This window comes from Streptomyces sp. NBC_01237, from assembly GCF_035917275.1.
Taxonomy (GTDB): Bacteria; Actinomycetota; Actinomycetes; order Streptomycetales; family Streptomycetaceae; genus Streptomyces.
The window spans coordinates 1,595,044-1,609,923 of sequence record NZ_CP108508.1 but is presented as its reverse complement, the minus strand read 5'-3'; the positions used below and the strand labels follow the sequence as shown (position 1 = coordinate 1,609,923).

Annotated in this window: 16 protein-coding genes; 10 read left to right on the top strand and 6 right to left on the bottom strand. The window is 70.8% G+C overall.

Going from position 1 to position 14,880, the window contains the following annotated elements; all coding sequences use genetic code 11:
• Window positions 1-16 precede the first annotated feature (16 nt).
• Both OG251_RS07115 and OG251_RS07110 read right to left on the bottom strand, forming a co-directional pair.
• A complete protein-coding gene (locus OG251_RS07115; RefSeq protein WP_326676354.1) occupies window positions 17-718 on the bottom strand; it encodes a L,D-transpeptidase family protein in 702 nt (233 codons plus the stop codon).
• Between the two features lie 64 nt (window positions 719-782).
• Window positions 783-1,391, bottom strand: coding sequence for a pyridoxamine 5'-phosphate oxidase family protein (locus OG251_RS07110; protein WP_326676353.1), 609 nt, complete (start codon window positions 1,389-1,391; stop codon window positions 783-785).
• A gap of 170 nt (window positions 1,392-1,561) precedes the next feature.
• Here OG251_RS07110 and OG251_RS07105 point away from each other — a divergent pair, with 170 nt between their 5' ends.
• The 3 genes from OG251_RS07105 to OG251_RS07095 all read left to right on the top strand — a co-directional run bounded on the left by OG251_RS07105 (window position 1,562) and on the right by OG251_RS07095 (window position 5,352).
• Window positions 1,562-2,755, top strand: coding sequence for an argininosuccinate synthase (locus tag OG251_RS07105; RefSeq protein ID WP_326676352.1), 1,194 nt, complete (start codon window positions 1,562-1,564; stop codon window positions 2,753-2,755).
• 88 nt (window positions 2,756-2,843) lie between these two features.
• Window positions 2,844-4,283: an argininosuccinate lyase gene (gene argH / locus OG251_RS07100; protein WP_326676351.1), complete on the top strand. Its 1,440-nt coding sequence runs from the start codon at window positions 2,844-2,846 to the stop codon at window positions 4,281-4,283.
• A gap of 97 nt (window positions 4,284-4,380) precedes the next feature.
• Window positions 4,381-5,352, top strand: coding sequence for an aldo/keto reductase (locus OG251_RS07095; RefSeq protein WP_326676350.1), 972 nt, complete (start codon window positions 4,381-4,383; stop codon window positions 5,350-5,352).
• Window positions 5,353-5,477: 125 nt separating this feature from the next.
• Here the strand turns inward: OG251_RS07095 and OG251_RS07090 are convergent, their stop codons facing one another.
• Complete coding sequence (locus OG251_RS07090; RefSeq protein ID WP_326676349.1) at window positions 5,478-6,002, bottom strand: hypothetical protein; 525 nt, start codon at window positions 6,000-6,002, stop codon at window positions 5,478-5,480.
• Window positions 6,003-6,165: 163 nt separating this feature from the next.
• Here OG251_RS07090 and OG251_RS07085 point away from each other — a divergent pair, with 163 nt between their 5' ends.
• Window positions 6,166-6,717, top strand: coding sequence for a TetR/AcrR family transcriptional regulator (locus OG251_RS07085; RefSeq protein WP_326676347.1), 552 nt, complete (start codon window positions 6,166-6,168; stop codon window positions 6,715-6,717).
• A complete protein-coding gene (locus tag OG251_RS07080) occupies window positions 6,714-8,258 on the top strand; it encodes an MFS transporter (protein ID WP_326676346.1) in 1,545 nt (514 codons plus the stop codon). The genes OG251_RS07085 and OG251_RS07080 overlap by 4 nt, the downstream gene beginning before the upstream one ends.
• Before the next feature lie 61 nt (window positions 8,259-8,319).
• Here OG251_RS07080 and OG251_RS07075 read toward each other — a convergent pair whose 3' ends face one another.
• A complete protein-coding gene (locus tag OG251_RS07075; RefSeq protein WP_073729349.1) occupies window positions 8,320-8,991 on the bottom strand; it encodes a lysophospholipid acyltransferase family protein in 672 nt (223 codons plus the stop codon).
• A 244-nt stretch (window positions 8,992-9,235) separates the two neighbouring features.
• Between OG251_RS07075 and OG251_RS07070 the strand changes: the two genes are divergently transcribed.
• The 3 genes from OG251_RS07070 to OG251_RS07060 all read left to right on the top strand — a co-directional run bounded on the left by OG251_RS07070 (window position 9,236) and on the right by OG251_RS07060 (window position 11,657).
• A complete protein-coding gene (locus OG251_RS07070) occupies window positions 9,236-10,396 on the top strand; it encodes a glycerophosphodiester phosphodiesterase (protein ID WP_326676345.1) in 1,161 nt (386 codons plus the stop codon).
• Between the two features lie 148 nt (window positions 10,397-10,544).
• Window positions 10,545-11,108 (top strand): sigma-70 family RNA polymerase sigma factor, encoded by a 564-nt coding sequence (locus OG251_RS07065; RefSeq protein WP_326676344.1) that lies wholly within the window; start codon window positions 10,545-10,547, stop codon window positions 11,106-11,108.
• 45 nt (window positions 11,109-11,153) lie between these two features.
• Window positions 11,154-11,657, top strand: coding sequence for a GNAT family N-acetyltransferase (locus OG251_RS07060; RefSeq protein WP_073729353.1), 504 nt, complete (start codon window positions 11,154-11,156; stop codon window positions 11,655-11,657).
• A 48-nt stretch (window positions 11,658-11,705) separates the two neighbouring features.
• On the opposite strand, the gene OG251_RS07055 is transcribed toward OG251_RS07060, so the two are convergent.
• Entirely contained in the window at window positions 11,706-12,134 is a 429-nt protein-coding gene (locus OG251_RS07055) for a hypothetical protein (RefSeq protein ID WP_326676343.1), read from the bottom strand.
• A gap of 2 nt (window positions 12,135-12,136) precedes the next feature.
• Window positions 12,137-12,496 carry a hypothetical protein gene (locus OG251_RS07050; protein WP_073729357.1) on the bottom strand — a complete coding sequence of 120 codons (360 nt, stop codon included), beginning with the start codon at window positions 12,494-12,496 and terminating at the stop codon, window positions 12,137-12,139.
• Window positions 12,497-13,113: 617 nt separating this feature from the next.
• On the opposite strand from OG251_RS07050, the gene OG251_RS07045 reads away from it, so the two are divergent.
• Window positions 13,114-14,175 (top strand): methionine ABC transporter ATP-binding protein, encoded by a 1,062-nt coding sequence (locus tag OG251_RS07045; protein ID WP_326676342.1) that lies wholly within the window; start codon window positions 13,114-13,116, stop codon window positions 14,173-14,175.
• Window positions 14,172-14,843: a methionine ABC transporter permease gene (locus tag OG251_RS07040; RefSeq protein ID WP_326676341.1), complete on the top strand. Its 672-nt coding sequence runs from the start codon at window positions 14,172-14,174 to the stop codon at window positions 14,841-14,843. The genes OG251_RS07045 and OG251_RS07040 overlap by 4 nt, the downstream gene beginning before the upstream one ends.
• The last annotated feature ends 37 nt before the right edge of the window (window positions 14,844-14,880 follow it).

The window sequence follows — 14,880 nt, the reverse complement described above, 5'->3', positions numbered from 1 at the left end:
GCCCGCGGGACCGCCCTCAGTAGCGGGTGATCGCGGTCGGGCCCGAGGCGGTCCCGATCGCGATGTGCGGGCGGCGGGCCGGGTTCGCCCAGGCCAGGATGCGGTCCATCGCGGCCGCCGGTACGGAGACGCAGCCGGCGGTCGCACCGCGCCCGTTCACATGCAGGAAGATCCCGGCGCCCCGGCCCCGTACCGGGCGGGCGTAGTTGAAGCCGATGACCAGGGCGCGGGCGTACTGGTCGGTGTACGTGACCAGATGCTCGGCCTCGTCCGCCCGGCAGTCCGCGGGCCGCGGTTCCACCCAGCGGTTGTAGGCCCGTGCCGCGTTGTCCTGGCACCACCAGGAGCGGTCGTCGACCCGCCGGTAGGGGTACGCCGTCCCCGGCGCGGGCGCCTTGATCCCGAAGGCGTACGGGAGGTCGTACAGCCCGGTGGGCGTGGTGTTCGTGCCCTGCTCGCGCGTGCGGCCCTCGGCGAGCCCCTTCGCGCCGAACCGGGCCGGCGCCGATCCCGCCGCCAGCCATCCGCCCCGTCGCCGTTCCCACCAGGTCACCGTGCCCGTGGTGGAGCCCGGGTCCGGGGCCTCGGCCGTGATCAGCTGGCTGCCGCCGCCGGTGTCGGCCAGCCGTGCGGGGAGCGGCGGCCCGCCGTCGGGCCGGGCCGCGACCGAGCCCAGCAGGGCGAGCAGTACTCCACCGGTCACCAGAGAGACGCGCATGGTCCGGACCGTACGGCGCCCGGTGCGGCGGCCCCACCGGGCCTGCTCCGTACGGCCCAGTCGCTCACCGCCCGGGAGGCGCTGCCGTCGGCGCCATCGGCGGCAGCGGGAGGGGGAGCCCCGGCAGCCCGTCGATGCTCGTGGCGATGTCCGGCTTCTTCTCGAAGTACGCACTGAGGCTCTCGTCGTCCTCGCGCCGGAACCGGTCGGCGTGCAGCGAGCGGTCCTGGTCGTACGAGAGGTGGGGCACCGCGAATCCGCAGGTGTCCCGGATCAGCTCGGCCCGCACGACGATGACCGCGCGCAGCCCGTGCGGGGTGGGGTCGACACCGGGGAAGTGGTCCAGGAGTCCGGTGAACCGCGGGTCGTCGCGGAAGACCGGCTCACCGCGGCCGTGCACCCGCACGATGTTGGGCGGCCCCTGGAAGGCGCACCACATCAGCGTGATGCGCCCGTTCTCGCGCAGGTGGGCGATGGTCTCCGCGTTGCTCCCGGCGAAGTCCAGGTAGGCCACGGTCCGTTCGTCGACCACGGCGAACGAGCCGCTGACGCCCTTGGGGGAGAGGTTGACCGTGCCGTCGGCGTCCAGGGGAGCGGTCGCCGTGAAGAACAGGGGCTGCTCCTCAATGAAGGTCCTCAGCCGTCCGTCGATGCGTTCATAAGTCTTTCCCATGGCGTCGAGTATCGGCGGCGAAGGCCCCTCTGCCGAGGGGCGAAGGCCCGCCCGCCGAGGGAAGGGGCACGGCACATCATCGCCACACGTCTCTGACCAGCAGTTTTGACAAAGCATACGGAGGACTGCATAGTTATACCCATCAGTGATTGCACCGTAAGGAGAAACCCGTGACCGAGCGCGTCGTACTCGCCTACTCGGGCGGCCTGGACACCTCCGTCGCCATCGGCTGGATCGCCGAGGAGACGGGCGCCGAGGTCATCGCCGTTGCCGTGGACGTCGGCCAGGGCGGCGAGGACCTGGACGTCATCCGCAAGCGCGCGCTCGCCTGCGGTGCCGTCGAAGCCGAGGTCGCGGACGCGAAGGACGAGTTCGCCGAGGAGTACTGCCTCCCCGCGATCAAGGCCAACGCCCTCTACATGGACCGCTACCCGCTGGTCTCCGCCCTCTCCCGGCCCACCATCGTCAAGCACCTCGTCGCCGCCGCGAAGAAGCACAACGCGGGCATCGTCGCCCACGGCTGCACCGGCAAGGGCAACGACCAGGTCCGCTTCGAGGCCGGCATCTCGGCCCTCGGCCCCGACCTGAAGTGCATCGCCCCGGTCCGTGACTACGCGATGACCCGGGACAAGGCGATCGCCTTCTGCGAGGAGAAGAACCTCCCGATCGCGACCACCAAGAAGTCCCCGTACTCCATCGACCAGAACGTCTTCGGACGCGCCGTCGAGACGGGCTTCCTGGAGGACATCTGGAACGCGCCGATCGAGGACATCTACGAGTACACCGAGAACCCGGCCGCCGTGCGCGAGGCCGACGAGGTCGTCATCTCCTTCAAGGAGGGCGTCCCGGTCGCCATCGACGGCAAGCCGGTCACCGTGCTCCAGGCGATCCAGCAGCTCAACGAGCGGGCCGGCGGCCAGGGCGTCGGCCGGATCGACATCGTCGAGGACCGGCTCGTGGGCATCAAGTCCCGCGAGGTGTACGAGGCTCCCGGCGCGATCGCCCTGATCACCGCCCACCAGGAGCTGGAGAACGTCACCGTCGAGCGCGAACTGGCCCGCTACAAGCGGCAGGTCGAGCAGCGCTGGGGCGAGATGGTCTACGACGGCCTGTGGTTCTCCCCGCTCAAGCGCGCCCTGGACGGCTTCATCAACGAGGCCAACCAGCACGTCACCGGTGACATCCGGATGACCCTGCACGCCGGCCGCGCCGTCGTCACGGGCCGCCGGTCCGAGCAGTCGCTGTACGACTTCAACCTCGCCACCTACGACTCGGGCGACACGTTCGACCAGTCCAAGGCGCAGGGCTTCATCGAGATCTTCGGCCTTTCGTCGAAGATCGCCGCCAAGCGTGACCTGGTCTGACCGCCACCTGTTACGTCACCGCCTCCCCGTGCCTTCGCGGCGGGGAGGCGGTCGCACATCCACCCCCTTGTTCTCCGAGGAGCACGCAGTGAGCAACGGCACCGGCAACGGCAACAGCGACGTACGCCTCTGGGGCGCCCGCTTCGCCGACGGCCCGGCCGAGGCGCTGGCCAAGCTGTCCGCGTCCGTCCACTTCGACTGGCGGCTCGCGCCGTACGACATCGCCGGCTCCCGCGCCCACGCGCGTGTCCTCAACAAGGCGGGGCTGCTCACCGAGGACGAGCTGACCCGGATGACCGACGGTCTGGACCGGCTGGAAGCCGATGTCGCCGACGGATCCTTCACCGGCACCATCGCCGACGAGGACGTCCACACCGCGCTGGAGCGCGGCCTGCTGGAGCGGCTCGGCCCCGACCTCGGCGGCAAACTGCGGGCGGGCCGCTCCCGCAACGACCAGATCGCCACGCTCTTCCGGATGTACCTGCGCGACCACGCCCGGCTCATCGGCTCACTGATCGCCGACCTCCAGGACGCCCTGGTCGGTCTCGCCGAGGCACACCCGGACGTGGCCATGCCCGGCCGTACGCACCTCCAGCACGCCCAGCCCGTCCTCTTCGCCCACCATGTGCTGGCCCACGTCCAGTCCCTGACCCGGGACGCCGAGCGGCTGCGCCAGTGGGACGAGCGGACCGCCGTCTCCCCGTACGGCTCCGGAGCCCTCGCCGGGTCCTCGCTCGGCCTCGACCCGGAGGCGGTCGCCGCCGACCTCGGCTTCGAGCACGGCTCGGTGGCCAACTCCATCGACGGCACGGCCTCGCGGGACTTCGTCGCCGAATTCGCCTTCATCACCGCGATGATCGGCGTCAACCTCTCCCGGATCGCGGAGGAGGTCATCATCTGGAACACGAAGGAGTTCTCCTTCGTCACCCTGCACGACGCCTTCTCCACCGGCTCCTCGATCATGCCGCAGAAGAAGAACCCGGACATCGCCGAGCTGGCGCGCGGCAAGTCCGGCCGACTGATCGGCAATCTGACGGGCCTGATGGCCACGCTGAAGGCCCTCCCGCTCGCGTACAACCGTGACCTCCAGGAGGACAAGGAGCCGGTCTTCGACTCCTGCGACCAGCTCGAAGTCCTGCTGCCCGCCTTCACCGGCATGATGGCCACGCTCACCGTCAACCGGGAGCGGATGGAGGAGCTGGCCCCGGCCGGCTTCTCGCTCGCCACCGACATCGCCGAGTGGCTGGTCAAGCAGGGCGTCCCGTTCCGGGTCGCGCACGAGGTCGCGGGCGAGTGCGTCAAGGAATGCGAGCGGCACGGCATCGAGCTGGACCAGCTCACCGACGAGCAGTTCGCGAAGATCTCCGAGCACCTCACCCCGGAGGTCCGCACCGTCCTCAACGTGCGCGGCGCCCTCGCCTCCCGCAACGGCCGGGGCGGTACGGCGCCCTCCGCCGTCGCCGTACAGCTCGCCGAGGTGAAGAGCGACCTGGCGGCCCAGCACGCCTGGGCGGCCGCACAGCGGTAGCGGCACGAGAGGGCGCGGCGCCCGCTCAACAGGTGTACGAACGGCATCGCGGGCTACGTTGGTCGGGAGCAACGGAACCGACCACGAGGAGCCCGCGATGCCCTTCGCCGCCCTGGCCGCCGCGACGACCCCGACCGCTCACATCGGGCTCGGCCTTGCCGCCGTCGGCAGGCCCGGCTACATCAATCTGCACCGCGACCGGGACCTGCCCGCCGACCGGGGGGTCGACGCGCTGCGCGCCCGCACCCATGAGCTCCTGGACGCCGCCTACGCCCAGGGCATCCGCTACTTCGACGCGGCCCGCTCCTACGGCCGCTCCGAGGAGTTCCTGGCCGGCTGGCTGACCGCCCACCCCGAGGTCACGGATGTCGTCATCGGCAGCAAATGGGGCTACACCTACACCGCGGACTGGAGCGTCGACGCCGAGGCGCACGAGGTCAAGGACCACAGCCTGTCCATGTACGAGCGTCAGCGCGCCGAGACCGCCGAGCTGCTGGGGGACCGGCTGGACCTCTACCAGATCCACTCGGTGACCGCCGACAGCCCGGCGCTCGACGACAAGGCACTGCACGAGCGCCTCGCCGCGCTCGCCGCCGAGGGCGTCACCGTCGGCCTCTCCACCAGCGGACCCGGGCAGGCCGACGCCATCCGGGCCGCCCTCACCGTCACGGTGGACGGCGAGCCCCTGTTCCGCACCGTCCAGGCCACGTACAACGCGCTGGAGACCTCGGCCGGACCGGCGCTCGCCGAGGCCCATGACGCCGGGCTCACCGTGATCGTCAAGGAGGGCATGGCCAACGGGCGCCTGGCCGGTTCCGAGGCCCCCGCCGTCGTCCAGGAGATCGCCGCCCGAGCCGACGTCGGCAGCGACGCGGTCGCCCTCGCGTTCGTCCTGCGACGGCCCTGGGCCGGTGTCGTCCTCTCCGGTGCGGCCACCGTGAACCAGCTCTCCGGCAATCTGCACGCCGCCGTCGTCGATCTCGACGAGGAAGGGCGCGACCGGCTCGACGCGCTGGTGGAGGAGCCGGAGGCGTACTGGCGCCACCGTTCCGCACTGCCGTGGAGCTGACCCGGCCCCGTCGTACCGGCCCTGCCCGCGGGGCCTGGACCCGACACTCCTGAAGGGCCGATCCCGCAACGGAGCAACCCGCCAAGGAGTGATTCCGCCCGGACCGGTCCCGCACGGACCATCCGTCAGGGGCCGGTGGCCCCGGCTCCCGCGGCCCAGCCGGCGAGCGCGTCGAAGTCGCCGCGCTCCAGACCGACGCGCGGATCGATCTGCCGCAGCAGCGCTCGCCCCGGGTGGTGGGCGGCGACCCACTCCCGGTCCCGGCCGGTGATCTCGTCGTCGACCCAGGCGAACGGCCTTCCGGCCGCGTACTCGACGACGTACCGCGTCTTCCAGTACGTCCCGTCGGGCGCGCTGCCGTGCATCTCGGGCCAGTCGATGTACGGCAGCGCGGGCAGCCCGAGGTGCGGGCCGATCCACTCGTTGGCCTCGTCCTTCCAGGTGGTGGCCCAGATCAGCTCGTACCGTCCGGCCAGGTTCAGCAGTTCGTCGCCGTGTCCCGGGTTGAGCAGGACGGGAAGGGGAGGGCCGTCGGTCCACCCCGTCGGGCGCATCCGGTGTCTGCGGTACCCGTCCGGTGCCTTGCGGCGGGACAGCGCCGCGTACGGATTGAGCGGACCGTCGATGTCGATCAGCAGCAGCGGCTTCATGCCCTTATGCTGCCCACTTCGCCGCCGCGGCGGCACCGGATATCGCCCAGGGGCATCTGTGGCGGTCTCCGCCGCCGCCAGGTCCGGACGTGGTGTGCGGGCAGGACGGCCCTCCCTCCCCCCTGGTGAGACGTTGATGTCTCACATGGGTTAAGGTCGTCTCATGACTCTCGACCGTGAGCAGGTGCTGCGCAGTGCCGCCGCCCTGCTGACCCATAAATCCACGGCCACCATGGATGAGGTCGCCAGGGCCGCGGGCATCGGCCGCGCCACCCTTCACCGTCATTTCGCCGGGCGGGACGCCCTGGTGAAGGCGCTGGAGGAGCTCGGCATCCGGGAATTCGAAGCGGCCCTGGATGCCGCCGCACTCGACGAGGGCACCGCCGAGGAAGGGCTGCGGCGCCTCGTCGAGGCCGTCGAGCCCGGTGCCGGACTGCTGTCCTTCCTCGTCACCGAGAACCAGCTCTTCGAAGGCGATGAGGTGAACGAGGGCTGGAACCGGCTCGATGCCAGGGTCTCCGCCTTTTTCCGGCGCGGCCAGGAGCGCGGCGAGTTCCGTATCGACCTCACCCCCGCCTGGCTGACCGAGGCCCTGTACGGGCTCATCGGCACCGGCGCCTGGTCCGTCCAGGTGGGACGGGTCGCCGCACAGGACTTCCAGTACATGATCGTCGAGTTGCTGCTCGGCGGAGCACGGCGGAGCGTGGAGCAATGACCAGCATCGACCAGCACCAGCACACCGCGGACGCCGTACGCCGCCCTGGGCGGTGGATCGCCCTGGCCGTACTCGTGCTCGCCGTGCTGCTGGTGGCCGTCGACGCGACCGTCCTCGGCCTCGCGACCCCGTTCCTCAGCGAGGACCTCGAACCGACCGGCACCCAGCTGCTCTGGATCGGCGATGTCTACTCCTTCGTCATCGCCGGACTCCTCGTCTCCATGGGCAGCCTCGGTGACCGTATCGGCCGCAAGAAGCTGCTGCTCATCGGCGCCGTCGCGTTCGGCGCGGTCTCCGTGCTCAACGCGTACGCGCAGACCCCGGAGATGATGATCCTGGCCCGAGCGCTGCTCGGTGTCGCGGGCGCCACCCTGATGCCGTCCACGCTGGCCCTGATCCGCAACCTCTTCCACGACCCGCGCGAACGCAGCCTCGCCATCGGCATCTGGGGCGCCATGGCCTCCGCGGGCGCGGCCGTCGGACCCGTCGTCGGCGGATTCCTCCTCGAACACTTCTGGTGGGGATCGGTCTTCCTCATCAACCTGCCCGTCATGGCGGTCCTCGTGGTCGTCGGCATCAAGCTGATCCCCGAGTCGAAGAACCCGGCACCGGGCCCCTGGGACCTGGTCAGTGTCGCGCTCTCCCTGATCGGCATGATCGCGGTCGTGTACGCCATCAAGGAGGTGGCCGCACACGGGGCGAGCTGGGAGGTCGCCGCCTCGGCCGTCATCGGCGTGGCCGCGCTCACCTGGTTCATCCGCAGGCAGCTCAAGCTGCCCGCGCCCCTGCTGGACATGCGGCTCTTCCACCACCGGGGCTTCTCGGGCGCGGTCCTCGCCGACCTCCTGACCATCCTCGGCCTGTCCGGACTGGTCTTCTTCCTCTCCCAGTTCCTGCAACTGGTCCAGGGCCGCGGCCCGCTGGAAGCCGGGCTCGCCGAACTGCCCGCGGCCGTCGGCGCGGTCACCGCGGGTCTGCTGGCCGGATTCGCGGCCCGCCGTTTCTCGGTCCGCTCCGTGGTCTCCGGCGGACTCGCGGCGGTCGGCCTGGCCCTGGCGTCCGTGACCGTGCTCAGCAAGGACACCGGATACCCGCTGCTCGGCGGCATGCTGCTGGTCGTCGGCGTCGGCGCCGGGTTCGCCTTCACCGTCACCGCCGATGTCATCCTCTCCAGCGTGCCGAAGGAGCAGGCGGGCTCCGCGTCCGCCGTCTCCGAAACGGCGTACGAACTCGGCGCCGCCCTCGGTATCGCCCTGCTCGGATCCATCGTCACCGGCGTCTACCAGGACTTCGTGACTCCGCCGGGCACCCCATCCGACACGGCTGCGGCCGCCCATGAATCCCTCGGCGGCGCCGTCGAAGCGGCCACCGACCTGCCGGCGGGGCAGGCGGATCCCCTGATCTCGGTGGCCCAGGAGGCGTTCGTCGACGGGCTTCAGCTCGCCGCGGGCGTCGGTGCCTCGGTACTCCTGGCGACCGCCGTCGCCGCCTGGTTCCTGCTGCGGGGCCAGAAGCTGGAGGAGGGCATCGAGCACCCGTAGAACCGCCCGTACGCGCAAGGGCCCGCACCCCCGAGGGGTGCGGGCCCTTCCGTCGCCGGGTTCAGGCGGCCTTGGCCTTCGTCGCGTAGATGTCCACGTACTCCTGGCCGGACAGCCGCATCACCTCGGCCATCACCGAGTCCGTCACCGCCCGCAGTACATAGCGGTCGCGGTCCATGCCCTCGTAGCGCGAGAACTCCATCGGCTCACCGAAGCGCACCGTGACCTTGCCCGGCCGGGGCAGTCCGGCGCCGCCCGGCTGGAGCTTGTCCGTGCCGATCATCGCGAACGGGATCACCGGCGCGCCCGTCATCAGCGTCAGCCGGGCGATACCCGTACGGCCCCGGTAGAGCCGGCCGTCGGGGGAGCGGGTGCCCTCCGGGTAGATCGCGAAGGCATGGCCCTCGTCCAGCACCCGGCGGCCCGTCATCAGCGCCGCCACACCACCGCGTCCGCCGTCCCGGTCCACCGGGATCATGCCGCAGCCGGTGAAGAACCAGGCCATCAGGCGGCCCTTGAGCCCCTTGCCCGTGACGTACTCGTCCTTGCCGATGTAGAACACCGGCCGGTCGCAGCAGATCGGCATGATCATCGAGTCGATGAACGTGAGGTGGTTGCCCGCGAGGATCACCGGCCCGGACCCGGGGATGTTCTTCGCGCCTTCCACCTGCGGGCGGAACATCAGGCGCAGGATCGGTCCGAGCACTGCCTTGATGACCGTGAGTCGGGACAACGGTTCCTCCGGTGTCGTGGCCGGGCCGGCCGAGGTGCGGTGAGGGTCTGTGCGGGTGAGGGTCTGTGCAGGTGAGGACGATACTCGCGGGTACCGCCTGATCGCACATCGGGTTCACGAAGTGGATACGCAGTGTTGACGCGTGTTTGCGCCATGTTCGCCCCGGGGCTGCCGGGCGGACGGCCCGGCTGCCTACGATCGGCCCTCGCTCGACAGGTGCCAGACACTACAGCGAGGAGCACTCATGACAGAGCGTGCGCAGACGAGCCCCGGCCGGCGAACCCTTCTGGGGGCGGCCGTCCTCGGTACGGCGGCCCTGGGACTGCCCGCCGCGGCGCAGGCCGCCGAGCGTGGCCGCGGCGGCCACGGCAACGGCCACGGCTCCCTCCGGGACCTGCCCGTACCGACCGTCATAGGCCACCGGGGCGCCAGCGGCTACCGCCCCGAGCACACCCTCGGCTCCTACCAGCTGGCCCTGGACATGGGCGCACACATCGTCGAGCAGGACCTCGTGCCGACGAAGGACGGTCACCTCGTGTGCCGCCACGAGAACGACATCACCGCCACCACCGATGTCGCCGACCACCCCGAGTTCGCGAGCCGCAGGGCCACCAAGAAGGTCGACGGGATTCCCCTCACCGGCTGGTTCACCGAGGACTTCACGCTGGCCGAGCTGAAGACGCTGCGGGCCAAGGAACGCATCCCCGGCAACCGCCAGAAGAACACCCTCTACGACGGCCGCTGGGAGATCCCCACCTTCGAGGAGGTCCTGCGCTGGGCCGACAAGGAGGGCCGCAGGCGCGGCAGGCCGGTCTGGCTGTACGTCGAGACCAAGCACCCCACGTACTTCCGCGGACTGGGCCTCGGCCTGGAGGAGCCGCTGGCCCGGCTGCTGCGCCGCTACCACCGCCACCGCGCGAACGCTCCGCTCATACTCCAGTCCTTCGAGCCGGGCTCCATCCAGCGGCTGTCCAGGCTCGTCGCCACCCCGCGCGTCGTCCTGCTGTCCGGACCCAAGGAGCGCCCCTGGGACTTCGTGGAGGCCAATGACCCCCGTACGGTCGCCGACCTCGTCAAGCCGGCCGGCCTGAAGTGGATGGCGTCGTTCGCGCAGGGCATCGGCCCCACCCTGGACCTGATCATTCCCAAGGACGCCTCGGGCCGGCTGACCACGCCGACCACGCTGGTGAAGGACGCGCACGCGCAGGGCCTGCTCCTCCACCCGTACACGATGCGCAACGAGAACACCTTCCTGCCCGCCGACTTCCGCCGGGGCACCGACCCCAACGCGTACGGAGACGCGTTCGGCGCCTTCCGGGCCTACTTCGCCACCGGTATCGACGGAGTGTTCTCCGACAACCCGGACACCGCGCTGCTCGCGGCGGCGGACTTCGCCCGGAACTGACGTACCCCGCCGGCCCGTCGGGTGCCGCACGCCGTCGGGCGCCACCGTCAGCGTGCGGTGCCGTCAGCCACCCGACCGTGCATGCCCCGGTCGGGTGGTGCTCCCGGCACACGGCAACCGGCCGCCCGCGGGGCACGTCCGCTGGGGCATGACCCTTCTCGATCATGCTCCGGCCGCCGCCACCACCGCCTCCGGGACCGCCGCCCCCGCCCTCGTCGTCCGCGCCCTGCGCCCCCTGGTGCGCGCGGAGGTCTCGGCCGAGGCGCCCGCCGCCGCCCTCGACCCCGCCGACCTCGAACAGGCCGTATGGCTGCGGCTGCTGGAACGTCTCGCGACGGCCGGACCACCGGACGACTCGGCGCGCTGGGTGCGCGACTCCGTACGGGCAGAGGCCCGCCGAGGCCGCCGCACGGCCCGGCACGAACACCCGTACGCCCGGGTGGAACCCCGCGCCGACCCGGCCGGCTGCCCGGAGCGGGCCGCCCTGGGCGCGGCCGAACGCCGGGCGCTGCGCGCGGCCGTGGCCCGGCTGCCCCGGCGCTGCTCCCGGCTGCTGGAGGCGATGCTCGCCCCCGGCGATCCGACCTACCGGGAAATCGCAGGGGAGTTGGGTATGTCACAGGGCAGTTTGGGTCCGATGCGTTCCCGTTGCCTTGGATGTCTGCGCAGAATGCTGGCGGCGGAGGTTGTTGCTCCTGAACCGCGGGGATAGGAGCGGTAGACAACCGGCGGACAGGTGAGCGGGAGGCATGCACACATGGGCATGAGTGTGACCATCTCGGCGGCGACGGCACAGGACGTCGAGCAGATCTTCAGGCTCCAGTACCTCTGCTTCCAGAGCGAGGCGGAGCTCTACGACAACTACCGGATAGACCCTCTCGTCCAGAGTCTCGAATCGGTGCGCGGTGAAGTCGCCGCGGATCTGGTGTTCGTGGCCAGGCTGGGTGAGGAAGTGGTCGGCTCGGTACGCGGATTCATCGACCGGGACGGTACGGGCCAGATCTCCAGGCTCTGCGTCCACCCCCGGCTCCAGGGACACGGCCTCGGCGCCCGTCTGCTGGGGGCCGCGGAGGCGGGCCTGGCCGCGGACCGGTCGGCCACCCGCTTCCGGCTGCACACCGGCCATCGCAGCGAGAACAATCTGCGGCTCTACCGCAGGGCGGGATACGCGCAGGTCGGGGCCGCCACCGGTGCGGACGGGGTGCGGATGCTCCTGCTGGAGAAGGACGCGGAGGCACGGGCCTACGTGGCCAGCGCCTGACGGATCACTCCGGCCCGTCCGGGGTCTCCCGGAACGGTGCGCGAGGCCCTAGACGGTCCTGGCGCGGCGCAGCCAGATCATCCCGGTGACCGGCAGGATCACCGGGATGAACAGGTAGCCCATCCCGAAGTCCGACCAGACGGTCGCATCGGGGAAGGCGGACGGCTCCACCAGCGTCCACGTACCGACGACGAGCACTCCCGCGAGTTCGGCGGCGCAGCACACCAGCGCCGCCCTTCGGGCCTTCTCCCCGCCCCGCACCAGCGAGTACGTGATGAAGCCGTACACGAGGGCCGCGACGGCCGACAGCACATAGGCCAGCGGCGCCTTGTCGAAGTCCATGATCATCTCGACGACGGAGCGGGATGCGGCCGCCACGGTGAACACGCCGTAGAACCAGACCAGTACCCGCCCGGGACCGGTGCCCAGCTCGAAGGACTGCTTCGGGGGAGCCTCGGGGCGTTCGGTGTCGGTCACGGTCAGTTTCCCCAGATGTCGTAGAGCCGCACTTCGAGCACCGCCAGCACGACCGCGCCCGCCGCCACCGTGACCGAACCCCAGCGGGTCCGCTCGGTCAGCGACAGGAATCCGGCGGCCGGTACGGCGGCGAAGGAGCCGATCAGATAGGCGATGAAGATCGTCATGCCCTGCTCCGGCCGCTCGCCGCGGGCCAGCTGCACGATTCCCACCACCAGCTGGGCCAGGGCCAGCACCGAGACGACGGCCATCCCGATGAAGTGCCAGTCCTTCGTGGGCTGGTCCCGGTAGGCGGCGAATCCGCACCAGGCGGCGAGGGCGAGCGCGGACACGGCGACCGCGACCGTCAGGGCGTCAAGCATGAGGCGAGGGTATTACGGAGCCGCCGGACCTCCGCGAGGGGCCCGGCGCCCCTCACGCCCGAAGGCCCGTGCCGCGGCAACGGTCACCGTCACGCCCACGGGCACGGGATCGTGGCCTTGGCCACAGCGGCCCTCCCCGTCACACCGCCCCGGGCGACCGCCCCCACCCCCCGTCCCCTTGTATCGGCGCAGGTCACAGACGCGCGAGGAAGGACTCCCGGCTTTCCCCGCACCGTTCCGCACGGCCATCCACGGCTGTCCGCTATCCGGACAGCGGGGATCGGGGAGTCGTTACGTCTGTTTTACTTGGGACATGACCACGACGAGCAGCCGCATCCTTGCGACCGAGGCGATCAGCACGCCCGGTGCTCGTTGTATGTGTCGAATGCGCGCCTTCTGAGGGCCCCAGCCTGAGCCTCGCGCCCCGAAGCGAGACCGAGCCTGCGCCGTTTGCACCCAATGGAACGAGCCCGCCCGAGCATGCGCTGCCTGTCGGCCTTCCGCCGCGGCCGGCCATGCCGAGACCCACCGGCAGACCAGCCCGAACAGTCTCTTCAGACGAATGCCCCGTGCCCGGCGGACACCGCGCCGCGCACTCGACAGTGACGGAAACCCCTGTGATCACCACTACGGGCCTCACGAAGGTCTACCAGTCGCGCGGCCGTGAGGTCACCGCACTCGACGGCGTCGACCTGCACGTCCGCGAGGGCGAGGTCTACGGCGTCATCGGACAGAGCGGCGCCGGGAAGTCCTCCCTGATCCGCTGCGTCAACCTGCTGGAGCGGCCCACGTCCGGCACCGTCACGGTGGCCGGACAGGACCTCACCGCGCTCGCCGGCCGAGGCCGCCGCGCCGGCCAGGAGCTGCGCGAGGCGCGCAGCCGTATCGGCATGGTCTTCCAGCACTTCAACCTCCTGGCCTCGCGCAATGTGCGGGACAACGTGGAACTCCCGTTGGAGATCCTCGGCGTCTCCGGCCAGGCCCGCACCCGCAAGGCACTCGAACTTCTCGACCTCGTCGGCCTCACCGACAAGGCGAAGGCCTACCCCGGCCAGCTCTCCGGCGGTCAGAAGCAGCGCGTCGGTATCGCCCGCGCCCTGGCCGGCGACCCCAAGGTGCTGCTCTCGGACGAGGCGACCTCCGCGCTGGACCCCGAGACCACCCGCTCCATCCTCTCGCTGCTGCGCGACCTCAACCAGCAGCTGGGCCTCACCGTGCTGCTGATCACGCACGAGATGGACGTCGTCAAGACGGTCTGCGACTCCGCCGCGCTGATGCGGCGCGGCCGCATCGTCGAGTCCGGCACCGTCGGGGAACTGCTCGCCACCCCCGGCTCCGAACTGGCCCACGAGCTGTTCCCGGTCGGCGGCGCCGCCTCCGGCCCCGACCGCACGGTCGTCGACGTCACCTTCCACGGGGAGGCCGCGAGCCAACCGGTGATCTCCCAGCTCTCGCGTACGTACAACATCGACATCTCCATCCTCGGAGCGGCGATGGACACCGTCGGCGGCAACCAGATCGGCCGGATGCGCATCGAGCTGCCCGGCCGCTTCGAGGACAACGTCGTACCGATCGGCTTCCTGCGTGAGCAGGGCCTCCAGGCCGAGGTCGTGGACGCCGAGGCCCCCGCCGTACCGGAACAGGCATCCGCCCCGCTCACCAAGGAGGTCGCCAAGTGACCTGGTCCGAAATGCAGCCACTGCTGACCCAGGGCACCGTCGACACCCTCTACATGGTGCTGTGGTCCGCGGTCGTCACCGTGCTGGTCGGCCTTCCGCTCGGTGTCCTGCTGGTCCTCACCGACCGGGGCGGACTCCTGCAGAACACGGCGGTCAACAAGGTCATCGGCGTGATCGTGAACATCGGCCGCTCGCTGCCGTTCATCATCCTGCTGATCGCCCTGATCCCCTTCACCACCTGGGTCGTCGGCACCTTCATCGGCCCGACGGCGATGATCGTGCCGCTCGCCGTGGGCGCCATCCCGTTCTTCGCCCGGCTCGTCGAGACGGCGGTCCGCGAAGTCGACCACGGGCTCGTCGAAGCCGTCCAGTCGATGGGCGGCTCCATCCCGACGATCGTCCGCAAGGTGCTGCTGCCGCAGGCGCTGCCCTCGCTCGTCTCCGGCGTCACCACCACCGTCATCGTGCTCATCGGCTACTCGGCGATGGCGGGCGCGGTCGGCGGCGAAGGGCTCGGCTCGAAGGCCGTCACCTACGGATTCCAGCGCTTCGACAACCAGTTCATGCTCATCACCGTCGCGCTGCTGATCGTCATCGTGACCGTGATCCAGCTGATCGGCGACGGAGTGGTGCGCCTGCTGGCCCGCCGGGGCCGCACCCTCTCCTGACGCCCTCCGACTCTCTCTCCTCCCAAGCCCGAACTCC